Origin of the sequence: Rhodococcus sp. X156 (assembly GCF_004006015.1) — a bacterium.
GTDB lineage: Bacteria > Actinomycetota > Actinomycetes > Mycobacteriales > Mycobacteriaceae > X156.
This window is the reverse complement of record NZ_CP034766.1, coordinates 2,444,672-2,463,564: the sequence shown is the minus strand read 5'-3', so window position 1 is coordinate 2,463,564 and position 18,893 is coordinate 2,444,672. Positions and strand designations below refer to the sequence as shown.

Here is an 18,893-nt window from a genome sequence, read left to right as displayed (position 1 = left end):
GGGCGTTAAGGTAGGGAGCCCGGTGCAGGTTGCCGGGCACGTATGGGGGTGAACGGTTTCGACTCCGTACGTTGATTCAGGGGAAGCGTGCTGGTGCAGGCAGGAGACCACCACAAGCGTCACTGCAACCAAATAAGCGCCGACTCCAGTCAGCGCGAGTTCGCCCTCGCCGCCTGAGCGAGTAGCGACTCTGTCAGACCGGGTGTGCCCTCGCCCCGGACCCTGGCATCGACTAGAGGGCTCTTACCCTGCGGATCGGCCGCGGATCCGCAGGGGACACCAAACAGCGGCTGGGATCGTCGTCCTGGCTCGTCCTCGTGACCAGGAGATCCAAGCAGGGACATAGAGGACTGCGCACGGAGAAGCCCTGTTGATGCGACGAAGGACCCGGGTTCGATTCCCGGCACCTCCACCCCGTACGTGAGGGAGGGGCGGTCACCACGGTGACCGCCCCTTTTTCGTGCCCCGGCTCAGGCGCCGTCGGTGTCAGGCTAGAGACGTGATGGATGCGCAGGCGGTAGCGGCGGAGCTGTGCCAGACCCCGGCTGATGTGGAGCGAGCGGGTTCAGAGGTGCCCCGGACCTCGGGCCTCTACTCGTGGTGGGCAGCGCCCGACGCTCTCCCTGGCGTGCGCGGGGCCGAAGCTCCTGGCGTCGAGGGGCTGGAGCTGCTGTACGTCGGGCTGGCGCGGAACTTGCACCGCAGGGTGGTGCGGAACCACTTCCGAGGTCCGACTGGTTCCTCGACCTTTCGCCGCGCCCTGGTCGCACTGCTCATGAGCTCCGAGGGCTACGCCACGCGGTGGACCAGCACTCGGGTTGTTCCCATCGATGCGGACGAGGCACGGCTGTCGCAGTGGATGCGGGAGCACCTCCGCGTCACCTGGGTGCAGCACCCCGAGCCGCGCGCGGTGGAAGCTGCGGTGATCGCGGAGCTGGCCCCTCCGCTGAACCAGGCCCACAACAGCGACCATCCGCTGTACTCGAGCATCGCCTCCGCACGTGCGGCCTACCGCGCCTCCGCGGGGCCGCGACCACCGACAACCGCGTGAGTCTTCCGGCTCAGGCGCCGTCGGTGTGCAGGTGGGCGCGCTGGCCGTCGCGGTCGAACACCATGACCAGCTCGGCCGGCCCGTCGAGGGCGTCCACGGCGTGCGGGGTCATGGTGGAGAACTCCGCGGCCTCACCGGTCTCCACCACGATCTCGCGCTCGCCGAGCGTGAGCCGCACCCGGCCGGAGAGCACGAACATCCAGTCGTGGCCCGGGTGCACGCGCGGCTCACGGCGCTCCGCGGTGGGCACCAGGCGCATCTTGAGGGCGACCGTGCTGCCGGTCGGGCGGCTCAGCGGCCAGGTGGTGGCACCGTGGCGGGTGGTGGGGACGGGCCGGATCACCACGTCCTCGTCGTTGCCGTGCACGTCCAGCAGCGAGTCGAGGTCGATCTGCAGCGCGGTGGCCAGGGCGATGAGCACGTCGATGCTGATGCCCCGCTTGCCCGTCTCGATGCGGCTGATGGTGGACGGGCTGAGGTGGCTGCGCTGGGCCAGCTCGTCCAGGGACCACCCGAGCGAGCGACGCAGGGTGCGCAACCGGGCGCGGACGAGCTCTTCGACGTCGTTGGCGGGCACGGAACCATCCTGGGCGATTCTTGCCATTACCGCAAGACGCGTTGCTGCATTCGCCTGAGCGGTCGTACGGTTGTGGACATGACGGAACCAGTGATCCAGGACGACCAGCGCTCTGCCGACCACCCCCACGACGTGGTGGTGATCGGCGGCGGCGCGGCCGGCCTGACCGCCGCCCTGCAGCTCGGGCGGGCACGCCGCTCGGTGGTGGTGATCGACTCCGGCGAGCCGCGCAACGCCCCGGCCGCGCACGTGCACGGCTTCCTCGGTCACGAGGGCATCGCCCCGGCCGAGCTGCTCGCGCGGGGTCACGCCGAGGTGCGCGGCTACGGCGTGGAGATCTGGGCCGGCCGGGTGCACACCGTGGACCGCACCGACACCGGCTTCCAGGCCACGCTCACCGACGGCCGCACCGTCCAGGCGCGCCGGGTGCTGCTGGCCACCGGCCTCACCGACCTGCTGCCGGACATCCCGGGGGTGCGCGCGCAGTGGGGCCGCGGGGTCCTGCACTGCCCGTACTGCCACGGCTGGGAGGTGCGCGACCAACGCATCGTGGTGATCGCGACCGGACCGGGCGGGGCACACCAGGCGGGGCTGTTCCGCCAGCTCACCGAGCAGGTGACGGTCGTGGTGCACGAGGGCACCGGGCCGGACCACCACGAGCGGGTTCGGCTGGCGGCACGCGGCGTGCAGGTGCTGCCCGGCCCGGTGGAGCAGGTGGTGGTCGACGCCGACCAGGTCTCCGGGGTGCGCCTGGCCAACGGCACCGTGGTGCCTGCCGACGCGGTGGTGGTGGCGCCGCGGATGGTGGCCCGGGCCGAGCTGGTGCACTCGCTGGGGCTGACGGCGGTGCCCGACCCAGCCGGCCGGGGCGAGGTGATCCCCACCGACGCCAGCGGCGCCACGGCGGTGGCCGGGGTGTTCGTCGCCGGCAACGCCACCAACGTCGCGCAGCAGGTGCTGGCCGCCGCCGCCGACGGTGGCTGGGTGGGTGCGGCGATCAACGCCGACCTGGTGGCCGAGGACACCACCGCGGCGGTGGCGGCGCTGCCGGCTGACGTGGAGTGGGACCACCGCTACGCCGAGCAGATCTGGAGCGGCGGACCCAACGGCGTGCTGGTGGACGAGCTGACCGGGCACCAGCCGGGACGGGCCCTGGACGTGGGCTGCGGAGAGGGCGGCGACGCGATCTGGCTGGCCCAGCGGGGCTGGCAGGTGACCGCCGTGGACGTCTCGCAGGTGGCGCTGGACCGAGGCCGGGCGGCGGCTGCCGGGGCAGGGGTGGAGGTGGACTGGCGCAAGGTCGACGTCACCACCGAGCCGCTGGGCAGCTACGACCTGGTGTCGCTGCACTACCCGGCGCTGCAGCACGGCGCCGACCACGCCACCGAGCGCGCGCTGCTGGCCGCCGTGGCCCCGGGCGGCACCCTGCTGGTGGTGGGCCACGCCTTCGGTGACCTGGCCCACACCCACACCCACACCCACGCCCACTCCCGGGACTTCGACCCCGCCGACTACGTGCAGCCGCCGGACGTCGCGGACCTGCTGGACGACGACTGGGAGGTGCTGGTGGACGAGACCCGCCCGCGCACCGGCGAGCCCGCGGAGATCTCGCCGCACACCCACGACGTGGTGCTGCGCGCCTGCAGACGGCGCTGACGGCGCAGGCGCTGTGACGCACGTCGTGTGATCCGCGGAATAGCCCGCGGCTCTGGCGACCTGTACTCGGGAGTAACACCGCCTACGCACAGGAGAACTATGACGAGCACCGCCGCCCTCGCTGCCGACTCGGCCGGAGCGCCGCTCAAGCCGACCACCATCGAGCGCCGCGCGCTGCGGGACGAGGACGTCCGCATCGACGTCAAGTTCGCCGGCATCTGCCACAGCGACATCCACCAGGTGCGCGAGGAGTGGGGCACGGCGATCTTCCCGATGGTTCCCGGCCACGAGATCGCGGGCGTGGTGTCCGAGGTGGGCTCCGGCGTGACCTCCTACCAGGTGGGTGACCGTGTCGGGGTGGGCTGCATGGTGGACTCCTGCGGGGAGTGCGACTTCTGCCGCAGCGGCGAGGAGCAGTACTGCGACAAGGGTGCGGTGATGACCTACAACGGCCTCGGCTACGACGGCGAGCCCACCCTGGGCGGCTACAGCCAGGAGGTCGTGGTCTCCGACCGGTTCGTGCTGCGCATCCCGGACGGCCTCGGTCTCGACGTGGCCGCGCCGCTGCTGTGCGCCGGCATCACCACCTACAGCCCGCTCAAGCGCTGGGGAGCGGGGCCGGGCAAGAAGGTCGCCGTCATCGGCATGGGCGGGCTGGGCCACATGGCTGTGCAGATCGCCGACAAGCTCGGCGCCGAGGTCTCCGTGCTCTCCCGCACGATGGCCAAGCAGGAGCAGGGCGCGGAGCTGGGCGCCGACCACTACTACGCCACCTCCGACGCCGACACGCTGAAGAGCCTGCGCAACAGCTTCGACCTGATCATCAACACCGTCAGCGCCGACCTGGAGATGGACCGCTACGTGGCGCTGCTGCGCCCGCTGGGTGCGCTGGTGAACGTGGGTCTGCCCTCCAACCCTTACCAGGTGACACCCGGCGGACTGGTCGGCGAGGGCCGCACCCTGGCCGGGTCGAACATCGGTGGCATCCCGCAGACGCAGGAGATGCTCGACTTCTGCGCCGAGCACGGAATCGGCGCCGTCATCGAGACGATCAGCGCCGACCAGGTGGACGAGGCCTACGACCGCGTCGTGGACTCCGACGTGCGCTACCGGTTCGTCATCGACACCGCCACCATCGCGGCGGGCTGAGCTAGCCCTGCCAGGTGGGCCGGCGCTTCTCCAGGAACGCCGCCCGGCCCTCCACCGCGTCCGGGGTCTGCGAGGCCGCGGCCATCACCTCGATGGCCAGGGCGTAGGCGTCGTCGGTGGGCCGGTCCAGCTGGGCGCGCAGGGTCTGCTTGCCCAGCGCCTTGGACGCCCTGCTGCCCCGGGTGGCCCGGGCCAGCAGCGCGTCCACCGCGGCGTCCAGCTCGGCGTCGGGCACCGCGTAGTTGACCAGGCCCCACTGTGCGGCGGTGGTGGCGTCGATGACGTCGCCGGTGAGGGCCAGCTCCATCAGGTGCTTGCGGCTGATGGAGCGGGCCACCGGCACCGCGGGGGTGTGGCAGAACCACCCGGCCTGTCCGCCCGGCAGCGCGAAGCCCGCCGACTCCGCGGCCACCGCCAGGTCGCAGCTGGCCACCAGCTGGCAGCCCGCCGCGGTGGCCAGTCCCTGCACCCGGGCGATCACCACCTGCGGTGCGCTGCCGATGGCTCCCATCACCGCCGTGCACAGCTGCAACAGCTCCCGCACCCCGGCGTGGTCGCGGCCGTGCACGTCGCTGAAGTCGTGCCCGGCGGAGAACACCGGACCCTCCGCCGCCAGCACGATGCCGGTGGCCGGGGTGGCGGCGGTCTCCTCCAGCGCGGCGAGCAGCTCGCGCAGCACGTCCTCGGCCAGGGCGTTGCGCCGCTGCGGGCGGTCCAGGGTGATGCGAGTGGTGGGGCCGTCCAGCTTGACCAGCACGCTCACTCGACGATGCCCGTCTCGGCGATCAGCCCCGCCCGCAGCTCCCGGCGCAGCACCTTGCCTGCCGCCGACACCGGGATGGCGTCCACCAGGTGCACCTCGCGCAGCTTCTTGTACGGCACCACCAGCGCGTTCACGTGCTCCTGCAACGCCTCGGCGGTGACGTCGGAGCCCTCCACCAGCACCACGAAGGCCACCGGCAGCTCGCCGGCCTCCTGGTCGGGCCGGCCGACCACCGCGGCCCCGGCCACCGCAGGGTGGGCGTGCAGGATCTCCTCCAGCTCGCGCGGGAACACGTTGTAGCCCTTGTAGAGCAGCATGTCCTTGGCGCGGTCGACGATGGACAGGTAGCCCTGCTCGTCGAGGGTGCCGACGTCGCCGGTGCGCAGCCAGCCGTCGGCCAGCACCTCCTCGGTGGCCTCCGGGCGGTGGTGGTAGCCCTGCATCACCTGCGGGCCGCGGATGCACACCTCGCCGCTCTCGCCGTCGGCGACGTCCGAGCCGTCCACGTCCACCAGGCGCACCTGGGTCTGGAACACCGGCACCCCCACGGTGCCCACCTTGCGGGTGCCCGAGCGCCACGACGGGTTGCTGGTGGCCATCATCGTCACCTCGGTGAGCCCGTAGGCCTCGGTGACCACCGCGTCGGGGAAGCGCTGCTTGAGCGCCTCCAGCACCGACACCGGCAGCGGTGCAGCACCGGAGGTGATGCCCTTGACCGCCGACAGGTCGCGGGTGAGGAAGTCCGGGTGACGCAGCAGCGCCACGAACACCGGGGGTGCGCCGCCGATCATGGTGGCCCGGAACTTCTCCAGGTCGGCCAGGAAGTGCCCGGGGTCGAAGCGCTGGTGGATCACCACCGTGCTGCCCGTCAGCAGCGGCACGCTGAGGTAGCCGATGACGCCCATGGCGTGGAACCACGGGGTGAGGTTCACGGTGATGGCGGTGCCGTGGCGGGTGGGCCACTCCTGCTCGGAGCCGACCTGGTCCAGCAGCAGGTCACCGTCGTCGGTGAGCACCGGCACCGAGCCGCTGCCCCAGCACGCCGCCTGCAGTGCGTTGGTCACCACGTGCCGGTGGGTCAGCTCCACGCCCTTGGAGCGTCCGGTGGTGCCGCCGGTGTAGGCCAGGTGCGCCAGCGCGGTGGCGGGGTCGACGTCCAGCTCCGGCGGCGTGGTGGACTGGCCCGCCAGCAGCTGCTCCAGCGGCACCGCGTCGGGCAGCTCGGCGTCCACGGTGATGATGGTGCGGGCGGGGATCTGGTCGCGGATGGCCCCGATCGCCGGAGCGGCGATGCTCCAGGTGACCACCGCGACGGCACCGCTGTCGGACAGCTGGAAGGCGAGGTCGCCGGGCGGCAGCAGCGGGTTGGCCGGGGTGAACACCGCACCGGCCAGCAGGATGCCGAAGTAGATCGGCGGGTAGTCCAGGCAGTTGGGCATGTGCACGGCCACCACGTCGCCGGGTTGCACGCCCTGGGCCCGTAGCCCGTTGGCCACCTGGGCGGCGCGCTCCAGCAGCTGGGTGTAGGTCAGCTCAGCACCGTCGTGGTGAAAGGCAGTCCGGTCGGCGAAGCGAATGGCGGAACCACGCAGCACCGCACCCACGTCGGTGAGCGGGAACTGCAGGTCAGCAGGGATGCCGGGGGGCAAGATCGCGCCTACCGTGGTGGTGTCGTGCACCATAGCTAGCTCCTCACTCAGCGCGGAGCGTCGTTGCTTCGGCTGAGGTCCTAGGTTGCCCGTGCAGGTAGTGCCGGGGCAAGGGTCCAGCCCAAGGAAGATGGGCTCAGAGTCGCAAAGATTGGGGTCGTGCCATGGCGGGCAAGCACACCGACGAGGACCTTCATCCCCCAAATCGCACGCGGCAGAAGACGCTCCACGTGCTGGTGGCCATCGCGCTGGGGGGCGCGCTCGGGGCGCTGGCCCGACACGGGCTGGACCGCGGGTGGACCACCGATCCCGGGGGATTTCCCTGGTCGACGCTGGTGGAGAACGTGCTCGGGTCATTCCTGCTCGGGGTGATCGTGGTGGCGGTGACCGAGAAGCGCAGCGGTCACCCATTGTTGTATCCCTTTCTCGGAACGGGGCTGATGGGTGGGTTCACCACCTTTTCCACCTATGCCGTTGATGCGGTGACGCGAGACAGCAGCGGGGTGGCCACCATCTATGCGGTGGTGACCCTGGTGGGAGCACTGGCGGCCGCCTGGCTGGGCGTGCAGCTCACCCGATCGATCGGAGCCCGGTGATGGTGTGGCTGCTGGTGGCCATCGGTGGCGCGATCGGGGCGCCCACCCGGTACCTCGTGGGCAGGTGGACCAAGCCGTGGGCCGGCAGCACCGCGTTCCCGGCGGGCACGTTCGTGGTGAACATGACCGGCTGCTTCCTGCTGGGCATGTTCACCGGGGCAGACCTGTCGGCGGAGTGGTTCGCCCTGGTCGGCACCGGCTTCTGCGGGGCGTACACGACGTACTCCACGTTCAGCCACGAGGCGGTCAGCCTGAACGAGAAGGGCGACCAGGGCACCGCGCTCATCTACGTCGCGGTGAGCGTGGTGGTGGGTCTGCTGCTGGCCCTGGCCGGCTACGAGTGGGTGCACGACTAGGGCGTACTTGCAGACGCCCCCACCACCGCCACGGTGGTCTGCAACCGCTGCCAAGCCGGCGTGCTGCCGGCTGCGCTGCCTGCCCGGCCGTCGTTGGCGGCCACTGCGACCGGGCGGGGTGTGCGCCCGTCGGGGGAGGGGGAGAGGATGGACGGCACGCGGGCCTGCCCGTGGTGACCTGAAGCGCTGACCCCGGTGCGCCTGCCCCGCAGCGCCCCACCCCGACCTGTGACCTCCGAACCCGTGAGACCCGAGGAGTACCCGTGGCGCACGAGCGTGCCGGCCAGCCGGCGCAGCCCTCCGACCTGATCGACGTCGCCGAGGTGGTGTCGGCGTACACGTCCATCACCCCGGACGTGGACGACCCGGCGCAGCAGGTGGTCTTCGGCACCTCCGGCCACCGCGGCTCCTCCCTGGACGGCGCGTTCAACGAGGCGCACATCCTGGCCACCACCCAGGCCATCTGCGAGTACCGCGCCAGCCAGGGCACCACCGGTCCGCTGTTCATCGGCCGCGACCCGCACGCGCTGTCCGAGCCGGCCTGGGGCACCGCGCTGGAGGTGCTGGTGGCCAACGACGTGACCGTGGCCATCGACAGCCGCGACGGCTACACCCCCACGCCGGCGGTCAGCCACGCCATCCTGCGGCACAACGCCAGCGCCACCCGGCGGGCGGACGGCATCGTGGTCACCCCCTCGCACAACCCGCCCCGCGACGGCGGCTTCAAGTACAACCCGCCGGACGGCGGCCCGGCCGGGTCGGAGGCCACCGGCTGGATCGCCGACCGCGCCAACGAGATCCTCCGCGGCGGCCTGGCCGACGTGCGGCGCCGCCCGCTGAGCGAGGCGCTGCGCCAGGTGGAGCGCTACGACTACCTGGGCACCTACGTCGACGACCTGCCCTCGGTGGTGAATCTCGAGGTGATCCGCGAGGTCGGCCTGCGCATCGGCGCCGACCCGCTCGGCGGTGCCAGCGTGGCCTACTGGGGCGAGATCGCCGAGCGGCACAAGCTCGACCTCACCGTGGTGAACCCGGTGGTGGACCCCACCTGGTACTTCATGACGCTGGACACCGACGGCAAGATCCGGATGGACTGCTCCTCGCCCAACGCCATGGCTTCCCTGGTGGGCAAGCGCGGCAACTTCGACCTGGCCACCGGCAACGACGCCGACGCCGACCGGCACGGCATCGTCACCCCCGACGCCGGCCTGATGAACCCCAACCACTACCTCGCCGTGGCCATCAGCTACCTGGTGGCCAACCGCCCGCAGTGGCCCGCGAACACCGCCATCGGCAAGACGCTGGTGAGCAGCTCGATGATCGACCGCGTCGTGGCCGCCGCTCACCGCGACCTGCTCGAGGTGCCCGTCGGCTTCAAGTGGTTCGTGCCGGGCCTGCTGGACGGCTCCATCGGCTTCGGCGGCGAGGAGAGCGCCGGTGCGTCCTTCCTGCGCCACGACGGCAGCCCGTGGACCACCGACAAGGACGGGCTGATCCTGGACCTGCTGGCCGCGGAGATCACCGCCACCACCGGCCAGACCCCCTCGCAGCGCTACGCCGAGCTGACCGAGCAGCACGGCGACCCGGTGTACGCCCGCGTCGACGCCCCGGCCACCCGCGAGGAGAAGGCCCGCCTGGCCAAGCTCTCCGCCGACCAGGTCACCGCCGACACCCTCGCCGGCGAGCCGATCACCGCCAAGCTCACCCGGGCCCCCGGCAACGACGCACCCGTGGGCGGCCTCAAGGTGTGCACCGAGAACGCCTGGTTCGCCGCCCGGCCGTCGGGCACCGAGGACGTCTACAAGATCTACGCCGAGTCGTTCCTGGGGGCTGACCACCTGCGCCAGGTGCAGGCGGCCGCCCAGGAGATGGTCACCGAGGTCCTGGCTTGAGCGACCCGCTCCCCGATCCCGCCGACCACCCTGACACCACCTCGAGCGCCCGGAGCTCTGCGCGCGCACCGCTGCCGCGGGAGATCTGGGTGCTGGTCGCCGCGGCCTTCGTCATCGCCGTGGGCTTCGGACTGGTGGCCCCCGCGCTGCCGGAGTTCGCCCGCTCCTTCGACGTGGGGGTCACCGCGGCGTCGGTGGTGATCAGCGCGTTCGCGTTCATGCGGCTGGTGTTCGCCCCCGCCAGCGGCCGGCTGGTGCAGCGGCTGGGGGAGCAGCCGGTCTACCTCACCGGCCTGCTCATCGTGGCGCTGTCCACCGGTGCCTGCGCCATCGCCCAGACCTACTGGCAGCTGCTGGTCTTCCGCGGGCTCGGGGGCATCGGCTCGACCATGTTCACCGTGTCCGCGGTGGGCCTGCTGGTGCGGATCTCCCCGCCGGAGGTGCGTGGCCGGGTCACCGGGCTCTACGCCACCAGCTTCCTGCTGGGCAGCATCGGCGGGCCGCTGGTGGGCGGGGCGCTGCTGCGCTTCGGCCTGCGGGTGCCGTTCGTGATCTACATGGTCTCCCTGCTGGTGGCCGCCGCCGTGGTGTACACCCAGCTGCGAGGGTCCACGCTCACCCCCCGCGACAGCACCGACAACCGGCCGGTGATGACCCTGCGCGCGGCGCTCGGCAACGGCGCCTACCGGGCGTCGCTGGCGTCGAGCTTCGCCAACGGCTGGGGCGTGATCGGCGTGCGGGTGGCGCTGATCCCGCTGTTCGTCACCGAGGCGCTGGACCAGGGCGCCACGCTGTCCGGAGTGGCGCTGTCGGTGTTCGCCGTGGGCAACGCCGCGGTGCTGCTGCCCGCCGGCCGCATGTCGGACGTGTGGGGGCGGCGCGGGTTGACCCTGACCGGGCTGGTGATCACCGGCAGCGCCACCATCTGGCTCGGCTTCACCGGCGGGCCGGTGTCCTTCCTGGTGGCCACGGCGCTGGCGGGCGTCGGGTCGGGGCTGATGAACCCGCCGCAGCAGGCCGCGGTGGCCGACGTGGTGGGCTCGGAGAGCAAGGGCGGGCCGGTGTTCGCCGGCTTCCAGATGGCCTCGGACGTGGGCGCCATCGCCGGCCCGGTGGGGGCGGGCCTGCTGGCCGAGCACGTGTCCTACTCGGCGGCCTTCGGGGTGACCGGGGCCATCGCCCTGGTGGCCGCACTGGTGTGGGCACGGGCCCCGGAGACGCTGCCCGGCCGGGCAGCGGCTCCGGGTGAGGGCAAGGGTCAGGGCAAGGGGCAGGGCAAGGGGCAGGTCAGCCGACCGGGCCCACCCCGATGAGGGTGCCCACCAGGTAGGTGGCGCCCGCCGCCACGACGCCGAACACCAGCTGGCGGGCGGCGCCGCGCCACCACTTCTGCGCGGTGAACGTGGCCGCGACCGCTCCGGCCAGCACCAGCCCCAGCGCGCCCACGGCCAGCCCGGCCAGCAGCGAGCTGAAGCCCAGCAGGTAGGGCAGCAGGGGCACGATCGCGCCCAGGGCGAACATCAGGAACGACGACAGCGCCGCCACCATCGGGGAGGGCTTCTCCTCGGGGTCGATGCCCAGCTCGTGGGTGAGGTGCGTGCGCACCGCGCGCTCCGGGTCGTGGTGCACCTCCCGGGCCGCGCTGGTGGCGGTGGGGGTGCTCATGCCCATCGCGGTGAACATGGCGACCAGCTCGGCCTCCTCGCCCGCGGGGTTGTCCCGCAGCTCGCGGCGCTCCACCCGCGCCTCGGCCTCCACCTGCTCGTTCTGGGTGGACACCGAGGTGTACTCGCCCAGCGCCATGGAGAACGCGCCCGCCACCAGCCCGGCCACCCCGGTGAGCACGATGGTGCGTGGCGCGGCCCCGGCAGCGCCGATGCCCGCGACCAGGGAGATGTTGGTCACCAACCCGTCCATCGCGCCGAAGACCGCGGCGCGCAGCCACCCGCCGGACACGTCGGCGTGGGTGTGACCGATCTCGCCCGGGCCGTCCTGGGCCGTGCTGGCGACAGATCCGCCGGTGGCGGCCGGGCCCCGGAACCCGGGGATGGCTGAGGTGGTCACCAGGTGCACGATACCGGCCAGACGATCCTTTGTGGACGAAGGAGAGGCTACCCTGACCGGGGGAAACGTCTACTCTGCGGGGATGTTCCTCACTCCCTGGGTGAGCCTGCTCGCCCGGCTCGGACTGGCGGCCGTGTGGCTGGCCTCAGGCGCCATCAAGGCGGCCGACCCCCTGCAGGCCGTGGTCGCCGTGCGCGCCTACCAGCTGCTGCCGGAGTCGATGGTCACCCCGTTCGCCAACGCGCTGCCCTTCGTCGAGATCGGGCTCGGCCTGCTGCTGCTGTGCGGCGTGGGGGTGCGACCGGTGGCGGTGGTCTCGCTGGTGGTGCTGGTCGGCTTCATCGCCGGGGTGTCCTCGGTCTGGGCTCGTGGGCTGTCCATCGACTGCGGTTGCTTCGGCGGGGGAGGGGTGGGCGACGTCGGACCCTGGGACTACGCCGTGGAGATCGTCCGTGACCTGGGCTTCATGGTGCTGGCGGGGTGGCTGGTGTACCGCCCGCTGAGCCCGGTGGCGCTGGGTGCCGGCTCGCGCTCACCCTGGCCGCCGGCCCGCGCCCGCTGAGGTCACCAGGCCCGACCTGGCGTGAGTGTTGTTGTGCGCCAACATGTCAACGGTGTCTGTGTGGCGTCGGCGACAGCAGTGGCATCCTGGGGTGCAACGTCTGCGGCACCAGGCTCGCCGGCGAACCGCCCCGGAGGAACACGTGAGCAGCCAAGGCATGAACAAGCGCCCGGTGACCAGCAAGCGGTCAACGATCATCGCCGGCGTGGTGCTCGCTCTCGTGGCGGTGGTGGTGATCGGTGGGGTCGTCAACCAGAGCAACCAGAACGAGGCTCGGAACGAGGGGTACGGCCATGCGCAGAACTCTCCGGTCCAGGTGAACCAGGGCGTGGTGCGGGTGGGGTCGGACACCGCGCCGGTGACCATCGACATCTACGAGGACTACCTCTGCCCGGTGTGCGCCCAGTTCGAGAAGATCTACGGCCAGGAGCTGGCGCAGGCCACGGACGAGGGCAAGATCGCCGTGCGCTACCACTCGCTGGACTTCCTCAACGACGCCTCGGCCAGCAAGGACTACTCCACCAGGGCGGCTGCTGCGGCCCTGTGCGTGGCCACCACGGGGGACGGGCGGGCCTACCCGGCCTACCACGCCACCCTCTTCGACACCGAGAACCAGCCGGCCGAGCGGGCCGGCACAGACCTGAGCAACGACCAGCTCGCGGAGCTGGCCACCCAGGTGGGTGCGTCGGCCGAGGCGGGCCCGTGCATCACCAGCGGGGCGCGCATCGCCGACGCGCAGGCCGCCTCGCAGGCCGGGGAGGCCGAGCTGGCGGCCGCGGTGGGCGCGGTCGCGACGCCGACGGTGCTCCGGGACGGCAAGTCGGTGGACTTCCGCAACACCAGCTGGGTGTCCCAGCTCGGCTGACCAGCGGTTTCGCCCAGAGGGGTACCCCCGATTTCAGTTCTGGTGCCCACGTCGTGTAACTTTCTGTCTCGCAGCACGGGGCTGTGGCGCAGCTGGTAGCGCACCACACTGGCAGTGTGGGGGTCAGGGGTTCGAGTCCCCTCAGCTCCACCCGTGAACGCACGCGAGGCCCGGATCCGAACAGGATCTGGGCCTCGCTTGCGTTCGGCGGCTAGCGGCGGGGCGGCGGCTGTGCGGCACTTGCCTCCGGCTACGATCTGCTCTGCCGCTTTTCCTCCGACTCGTCGGGGTGGGTCGCGGTGCAGGATGCGCGAGCCAAGCGGTTCGTGAGGCAGCACGGGTCCCCCGGGTTCACCCCGGTCGGACGCGCAGTCAGGAGGATCAGTGACGGCCCTAGCGCCCCAGCCCGTCGCCACCAGGCCGTACCCGGCCCGGGAGGTGAAAAAGGGCAACTTCATCGTCAACATGCTCAAGACGACCGACCCGAAGACCCTCGGGTTGATGTACATGGTCACCGCGTTCGTCTTCTTCATCGTCGGTGGCCTGATGGCACTGCTCATGCGGACCGAGCTGGCCGTTCCTGGGCTGCAGTTCCTCTCGAACGAGCAGTACAACCAGCTGTTCACCATGCACGGCACGATCATGCTGCTGCTGTACGCGACGCCGATCGTGTTCGCCTTCGCGAACTACATCCTGCCGCTGCAGATCGGCGCGCCGGACGTGGCGTTCCCCCGGCTGAACGCCTTCTCCTACTGGCTGTTCCTGTTCGGCGGGACCATCACCATCTCCGGCTTCATCACCCCCGGTGGTGCCGCTGACTTCGGCTGGTTCGCCTACACCCCGCTGTCCAGCAGCGTCTACTCCCCGGGCGCCGGCGCCGACCTGTGGATCATGGGCCTGGCCATCGCCGGCCTGGGCACCATCCTCGGTGCGGTCAACATGATCACCACCGTGGTCTGCCTGCGCGCCCCCGGCATGACGATGTTCCGGATGCCGATCTTCACCTGGAACATCCTCATCACCGGCCTGCTGATCCTGCTGGCCTTCCCGATCCTCACCGCGGCGTTCTTCGGCCTCGCTGCCGACCGCCACCTGGGCTCGCACATCTTCGACCCCGCCAACGGCGGCGTCATCCTGTGGCAGCACCTGTTCTGGTTCTTCGGCCACCCCGAGGTCTACATCATCGCGCTGCCGTTCTTCGGCATCGTCAGCGAGATCTTCCCGGTGTTCTCCCGCAAGCCGCTCTTCGGCTACAAGGGCCTGGTCTTCGCCACGCTGGCCATCGCCGCGCTGTCGGTCGCCGTCTGGGCGCACCACATGTACGCCACCGGTGCGGTGCTGCTGCCGTTCTTCTCCTTCATGACGTTCCTCATCGCCATCCCCACCGGCGTGAAGTTCTTCAACTGGATCGGCACCCTGTGGAAGGGCCAGCTCACCTTCGAGACGCCCATGCTGTTCTCCCTGGGCTTCCTGATCACGTTCCTCTTCGGTGGGCTCACCGGTGTGCTGCTGGCCAGCCCGCCGATCGACTTCCACGTGTCGGACACCTACTTCGTGGTGGCGCACTTCCACTACGTGCTCTTCGGCACCATCGTGTTCGCGACCTACGCCGGCATCTACTTCTGGTTCCCCAAGATGACCGGCCGGATGCTGGACGAGAAGCTGGGCAAGTTCCACTTCTGGACCACGTTCATCGGCTTCCACCTGACGTTCCTGGTGCAGCACTGGCTCGGCAACGAGGGCATGCCCCGTCGCTACGCCGACTACCTGCCCTCCGACGGGTTCACCACGCTGAACACGGTGTCCACCATCGGTGCGTTCGTCCTCGGCGCCTCGACGCTGCCGTTCCTGTGGAACGTCTTCGTCAGCTACCGCTACGGCAAGCCGGTCCTGGTCGACGACCCGTGGGGCTACGGCAACTCCCTGGAGTGGGCCACCAGCTGCCCGCCGCCGCGGCACAACTTCACCGTGCTGCCCCGCATCCGGTCGGAGCGTCCCGCCTTCGAGCTGCACTACCCGCACATGGCGGAGCGCATGCGCGCCGAGGCGCACACCGGCAAGGCCGCCGCCAACCACGGCGCCCCGTCGGAGAAGGTCGGCAACGTGGTGGAGCCGGACTCCACCAACGGCAGCGACCCCCGGTCGCGCTAGACCGGTAGCACCCAGCTCCGCAGCACTCCAGCGATGAGCCTCGACCTGCAGTGGGTCGGGGCTCATCGCCGTCCCGTGGCACTGTGAGAAGACGTGACAGCACCCGGGCCTCCAGGCCCGGGCGAGAACCCAACCCAGGAGGAACCCCGACGTGACCGGGCCAGCCCAGCCGACGCACGAGAGCACTGTCCTGGTCACCGTCACCGGGCCTGACCGCCCGGGCGTGACCTCCGTGCTCTTCCAGGAGCTGACCAAGCACGACGTGGACGTGATGGACGTCGAGCAGGTGGTCATCCGGGGGCGGCTCACGCTGGGGGTGCTGGTCAGCTGCGCCGGGGACGCCGACGCGCTCAAGGCGTCGGTGGAGCAGGTGATGCCGACGGTGGGCGTGCACGTGGACGTGGAGGTCGGGGCACCGGTCGGCGGCGGTCGCAGCCCCTCCACGCACTCGGTGCTGGTGCTGGGCAGCCCGGTGAAGGCGCGGGCGCTCACCGCCATCGGCCGGGAGCTGGCGGTGCAGGGCGCCAACATCGACGCCATCCGCGCAGTGGCCGACTACCCGGTCACCGGCCTGGAGCTGATGGTCAGTGCCCCCGGCGACGGCTCCGAGGCCACGGGCACCGTGGGCCAGGAGAGCGCCTCGGACACCGCGCTGCGCACCGGGCTGGCCGCGGTGGCCGCCGGGGAGGGCGTGGACATCGCGGTGCAGCGCGGCGGACTGGCCCGCCGGGCGCAGCGGCTCATCGTCTTCGACGTCGACTCCACCCTGGTGCAGGGCGAGGTCATCGAGATGCTGGCCGCTCGCGCCGGCGCCGAGGACAAGGTCGCCGAGATCACCGCGGCCGCGATGCGCGGCGAGCTGGACTTCACCCAGTCGCTGCACCAGCGGGTGCAGTCCCTGGCCGGGCTGCCGGCGAGCGTGATCCAGGACGTGGCCGACGAGCTGGAGCTCACCCCGGGAGCCCGCACCACCATCCGCACGCTGCGCCGGCTGGGCTTCCACTGTGGGGTGGTCTCCGGCGGCTTCACCCAGGTGATCGAGGGCCTGGCGCACGAGCTGGAGCTGGACTTCGTGGCGGCCAACACCCTGGAGATCGTGGACGGCACGCTCACCGGACGGGTGATCGGGCCGATCATCGACCGGGCCGCCAAGGCGGTGGCGCTGCAGCGCTTCGCCGCGCAGGCCGGCGTGCCCCTGGAGCAGACCGTGGCAGTGGGCGACGGCGCCAACGACATCGACATGATCTCTGCCGCGGGGCTGGGCATCGCCTTCAACGCCAAGCCGGCGCTGCGCGACGTCGCCGACACCGCGCTGTCCTACCCCTACCTGGACGCGGTGCTGTTCGTGCTGGGCATCACCCGGGCCGAGGTGGAGGCCGCGGACGCCATCGACGGGGTGCTGCGGCGCGTGCCCCTCGGCGGCCAGTGACCACCGGCTGAGCGGACCGCGCGGGCCCGCACCGGGCCTAGGCCTCGGGGTTGTCCACCAGCCGACGCAGCGCGGAGCGGACCACGGCGGGGTCGGTGGTCTGCCAGAACGGCGGCAGCGACGCCCGCAGGTAGCCGCCGTAGCGGGCGGTGACCAGGCGCGGGTCGAGCACGGCCACCACCCCGCGGTCGTCCACGCTGCGCAGCAGCCGGCCCACGCCCTGGGCCAGCAGCAGCGCCGCGTGGTTGGCGGCCACGGTGAGGAAGCCGTTGCCCCCGGTGGACTCCACGGCGCGCTGGCGGGCGACCAGCAGCGGGTCGTCGGGGCGGGGGAAGGGGATGCGGTCCAGGATCACCAGCGACAACGACCGGCCCGGCACGTCCACGCCCTGCCACAGCGACAGCGTGCCGAACAGCGAGGTGGCCTCGTCGGCGGCGAACTTGGTGATGAGCTGGCCGGTGGAGTCCTCGCCCTGGCACAGCACCGGGGTGTCCAGGCGCTCGCGCATGGCCTCCGCCGCCGCCTTGGCCGCGCGCATGGAGGAGAACAGCCCCAGGGTGCGCCCACCGGCGGCGGAGACCAGCTCCTCGATCTCGGTGAGGTAGGCCTCCACCAGTCCGTCCCGGCCGGGTGCGGGCAGGTGCTTGGCCACGTAGAGGATGCCCGAGGTGGCGTGGGCGAAGGGCGAGCCCACGTCCAGCGACGACCAGCGGGTGCTGCTCGCCGCACCTTCCGACGGCGCCTCCTTGGCGCTGGCGGTACCGGTGTCGCTGCGGGCGGCGTTCTCCGCGGGCAGCCCCCACTGCCGGGCCAGGTTGTCGAAGGAGCCGCCCAGCGCCAGGGTGGCGGAGGTGAGCACCACGGTGGAGTCGTCGAAGAGGTTCTTGCGCAGCAGCCCGCCCACCGACAGCGGCGCCACCTTGAGCACCAGCCCGCGGCGCTCCTCCGCGGCCAGCCACACCACGTCGTGCCGCTTGGCGGGGTCGGGCTGGTCGAAGGCCACCAGCACGCGCACCGCGGTGTCGTGCACCTCGTCGATCAGGGCCAGCGCGGCGGTGCGGGCGGCGGCCGCCTCGGGGTCGGCGGCGCTCATCCCCGGCTTGACCGGGCCGATGGCGGTGCGGCACGCCCAGGCGGCGTCGCGGACGGCGGCCAGCGCGGTGGCGGCCTGGTCGGGCAGGCTCCGCTCCCAGCGGCCGGGGCCCACGTCCTCCAGCGCCATGGTGAAGCCCTCGGCCGAGGCCTCCAGCCGGTCCACGTCGCGGTCGTCGATCATCTTGGCGCAGCGCCGGGCCGCGGCGCTGATGGCGGCCCCGTGCAGCTCGGCGGTGGCCACCGCGGTCACCCGGTCCACCAGCTCGTGGGCCTCGTCGATCACCACCGCGTCGTGCTCGGGCAGCACCGGGATGCCGGTGATGGCGTCGATGGCCAGCAGCGCGTGGTTGGTCACCACCACGTCCACCTTGGCGGCGGCTGCGCGCGCCTGCTCGGCGAAGCAGTCGCTGCCCACCGGACAGCGGGCGACGCCGAGGCACTCCCGGGCGGAGACGCTGACTTGCCGCCAGGCCTGTTCGCTCACCCCGGGCACGATCTCGTCGCGGTCACCGGTCTCGGTCTTCTCCGCCCAGGCGTGCAGGCGCTGCACCTCCCGGCCCATCTTGGAGACGGCGAAGGCGTCGAACAGTGCCTCGTCGGGGTCCTCGGGGGCGCCGGCGTCGAGGCGGTGCAGGCACAGGTAGTTGCGCCGGCCCTTGAGGATGGCGAACTGCGGGGCCTGGCCCAGCTCGGGCTTGAGCGCCTTGGCCAGGCGCGGCAGGTCGCGGTCCACCAGCTGGCGCTGCAGGGCGATGGTGGCGGTGGAGACGACCACCGTCTTGCCCGAGCTGACGGCGTGCCGGATCGCGGGCACCAGGTAGGCCAGCGACTTGCCGGTGCCGGTGCCGGCCTGCACCGCCAGGTGCTGGCCGCCCTCCAGCGCGTGCGCCACGGCGGAGGCCATGCTCAGCTGCCCGGTGCGCTCCGCGCCGCCGAGAGCCTGCACCGCGCTGGCGAGCAGCTCGGGGACCGCGGGCAAGCGTGCGGAGTCAGGAGCAGGGGAGTCGGGCACGGGTGCAGACGCTACCGCCGTGGGCG

Annotated in this window: 16 protein-coding genes, 1 tRNA gene and 1 other RNA gene; 13 read left to right on the top strand and 5 right to left on the bottom strand. The window is 71.8% G+C overall.

Annotated elements, in window-relative coordinates; all coding sequences use genetic code 11:
* Nucleotides 1–44: 44 nt before the first annotated feature.
* Both ssrA and ELX43_RS18285 read left to right on the top strand, forming a co-directional pair.
* Nucleotides 45–415, top strand: a transfer-messenger RNA (tmRNA) gene (gene ssrA / locus ELX43_RS11655).
* 87 nt (nucleotides 416–502) lie between these two features.
* Nucleotides 503–1,051, top strand: a complete 549-nt coding sequence (locus ELX43_RS18285; protein WP_346773874.1) for a GIY-YIG nuclease family protein — start codon at nucleotides 503–505, stop codon at nucleotides 1,049–1,051.
* Nucleotides 1,052–1,061: 10 nt separating this feature from the next.
* Here the strand turns inward: ELX43_RS18285 and ELX43_RS11645 are convergent, their stop codons facing one another.
* A complete protein-coding gene (locus ELX43_RS11645) occupies nucleotides 1,062–1,628 on the bottom strand; it encodes an XRE family transcriptional regulator (protein WP_241248920.1) in 567 nt (188 codons plus the stop codon).
* A gap of 78 nt (nucleotides 1,629–1,706) precedes the next feature.
* Here ELX43_RS11645 and ELX43_RS11640 point away from each other — a divergent pair, with 78 nt between their 5' ends.
* Nucleotides 1,707–3,284 (top strand): bifunctional NAD(P)/FAD-dependent oxidoreductase/class I SAM-dependent methyltransferase, encoded by a 1,578-nt coding sequence (locus ELX43_RS11640; RefSeq protein ID WP_127783569.1) that lies wholly within the window; start codon nucleotides 1,707–1,709, stop codon nucleotides 3,282–3,284.
* A gap of 99 nt (nucleotides 3,285–3,383) precedes the next feature.
* A complete protein-coding gene (locus tag ELX43_RS11635) occupies nucleotides 3,384–4,433 on the top strand; it encodes an NAD(P)-dependent alcohol dehydrogenase (protein ID WP_127783568.1) in 1,050 nt (349 codons plus the stop codon).
* A 1-nt stretch (nucleotide 4,434) separates the two neighbouring features.
* On the opposite strand, the gene ELX43_RS11630 is transcribed toward ELX43_RS11635, so the two are convergent.
* Both ELX43_RS11630 and ELX43_RS11625 read right to left on the bottom strand, forming a co-directional pair.
* Complete coding sequence (locus ELX43_RS11630) at nucleotides 4,435–5,196, bottom strand: enoyl-CoA hydratase-related protein (RefSeq protein WP_127783567.1); 762 nt, start codon at nucleotides 5,194–5,196, stop codon at nucleotides 4,435–4,437.
* A complete protein-coding gene (locus tag ELX43_RS11625) occupies nucleotides 5,193–6,878 on the bottom strand; it encodes an AMP-binding protein (protein WP_127783566.1) in 1,686 nt (561 codons plus the stop codon). Before ELX43_RS11625 ends, ELX43_RS11630 begins: the two co-directional genes overlap by 4 nt.
* 131 nt (nucleotides 6,879–7,009) lie before the next feature.
* Here ELX43_RS11625 and ELX43_RS11620 point away from each other — a divergent pair, with 131 nt between their 5' ends.
* The 4 genes from ELX43_RS11620 to ELX43_RS11605 all read left to right on the top strand — a co-directional run bounded on the left by ELX43_RS11620 (nucleotide 7,010) and on the right by ELX43_RS11605 (nucleotide 11,002).
* On the top strand, nucleotides 7,010–7,441 hold the full coding sequence (locus ELX43_RS11620) for a CrcB family protein (RefSeq protein WP_127783565.1): 432 nt from the start codon (nucleotides 7,010–7,012) through the stop codon (nucleotides 7,439–7,441).
* The gene (gene crcB, locus ELX43_RS11615) at nucleotides 7,441–7,797 is read left to right on the top strand and encodes a fluoride efflux transporter CrcB (protein ID WP_127783564.1); all 357 of its coding nucleotides are present in this window, start codon (nucleotides 7,441–7,443) and stop codon (nucleotides 7,795–7,797) included. The genes ELX43_RS11620 and crcB overlap by 1 nt, the downstream gene beginning before the upstream one ends.
* A gap of 263 nt (nucleotides 7,798–8,060) precedes the next feature.
* Nucleotides 8,061–9,689 (top strand): phosphoglucomutase (alpha-D-glucose-1,6-bisphosphate-dependent), encoded by a 1,629-nt coding sequence (gene pgm / locus ELX43_RS11610; protein ID WP_127783563.1) that lies wholly within the window; start codon nucleotides 8,061–8,063, stop codon nucleotides 9,687–9,689.
* 71 nt (nucleotides 9,690–9,760) lie between these two features.
* The gene (locus ELX43_RS11605) at nucleotides 9,761–11,002 is read left to right on the top strand and encodes an MFS transporter (RefSeq protein WP_241249907.1); all 1,242 of its coding nucleotides are present in this window, start codon (nucleotides 9,761–9,763) and stop codon (nucleotides 11,000–11,002) included.
* Here ELX43_RS11605 and ELX43_RS11600 read toward each other — a convergent pair.
* Complete coding sequence (locus tag ELX43_RS11600; RefSeq protein ID WP_241249906.1) at nucleotides 10,977–11,666, bottom strand: VIT1/CCC1 transporter family protein; 690 nt, start codon at nucleotides 11,664–11,666, stop codon at nucleotides 10,977–10,979. The genes ELX43_RS11605 and ELX43_RS11600 overlap by 26 nt on opposite strands.
* Nucleotides 11,667–11,835: 169 nt before the next feature.
* Here ELX43_RS11600 and ELX43_RS11595 point away from each other — a divergent pair, with 169 nt between their 5' ends.
* From ELX43_RS11595 to serB, 5 genes are all read left to right on the top strand, one after another.
* Nucleotides 11,836–12,315: a MauE/DoxX family redox-associated membrane protein gene (locus ELX43_RS11595; protein WP_127783561.1), complete on the top strand. Its 480-nt coding sequence runs from the start codon at nucleotides 11,836–11,838 to the stop codon at nucleotides 12,313–12,315.
* Nucleotides 12,316–12,457: 142 nt separating this feature from the next.
* Nucleotides 12,458–13,180: a thioredoxin domain-containing protein gene (locus tag ELX43_RS11590; RefSeq protein WP_206518006.1), complete on the top strand. Its 723-nt coding sequence runs from the start codon at nucleotides 12,458–12,460 to the stop codon at nucleotides 13,178–13,180.
* A 77-nt stretch (nucleotides 13,181–13,257) separates the two neighbouring features.
* Nucleotides 13,258–13,330, top strand: a tRNA-Ala gene (locus tag ELX43_RS11585).
* Nucleotides 13,331–13,564: 234 nt separating this feature from the next.
* Complete coding sequence (gene ctaD, locus ELX43_RS11580) at nucleotides 13,565–15,331, top strand: cytochrome c oxidase subunit I (RefSeq protein WP_127783560.1); 1,767 nt, start codon at nucleotides 13,565–13,567, stop codon at nucleotides 15,329–15,331.
* Between the two features lie 151 nt (nucleotides 15,332–15,482).
* Nucleotides 15,483–16,760: a phosphoserine phosphatase SerB gene (gene serB, locus ELX43_RS11575; protein ID WP_127783559.1), complete on the top strand. Its 1,278-nt coding sequence runs from the start codon at nucleotides 15,483–15,485 to the stop codon at nucleotides 16,758–16,760.
* A 37-nt stretch (nucleotides 16,761–16,797) separates the two neighbouring features.
* Here serB and ELX43_RS11570 read toward each other — a convergent pair whose 3' ends face one another.
* Entirely contained in the window at nucleotides 16,798–18,867 is a 2,070-nt protein-coding gene (locus ELX43_RS11570; RefSeq protein WP_241248919.1) for an ATP-dependent DNA helicase, read from the bottom strand.
* Nucleotides 18,868–18,893 lie beyond the last annotated feature (26 nt).

Excerpts from the sequence above, each read along its gene's own strand:
- ELX43_RS18285 (WP_346773874.1), top strand. The coding sequence starts at position 503 with ATGGATGCGCAGGCGGTAGCGGCGGAGCTGTGCCAGACCCCGGCTGAT.
- ELX43_RS11640 (WP_127783569.1), top strand. The coding sequence starts at position 1,707 with ATGACGGAACCAGTGATCCAGGACGACCAGCGCTCTGCCGACCACCCC.
- ELX43_RS11635 (WP_127783568.1), top strand. The coding sequence starts at position 3,384 with ATGACGAGCACCGCCGCCCTCGCTGCCGACTCGGCCGGAGCGCCGCTC.
- ELX43_RS11625 (WP_127783566.1), bottom strand. The coding sequence starts at position 6,878 with ATGGTGCACGACACCACCACGGTAGGCGCGATCTTGCCCCCCGGCATC.
- ELX43_RS11620 (WP_127783565.1), top strand. The coding sequence starts at position 7,010 with ATGGCGGGCAAGCACACCGACGAGGACCTTCATCCCCCAAATCGCACG.
- crcB (WP_127783564.1), top strand. The coding sequence starts at position 7,441 with ATGGTGTGGCTGCTGGTGGCCATCGGTGGCGCGATCGGGGCGCCCACC.
- ELX43_RS11595 (WP_127783561.1), top strand. The coding sequence starts at position 11,836 with ATGTTCCTCACTCCCTGGGTGAGCCTGCTCGCCCGGCTCGGACTGGCG.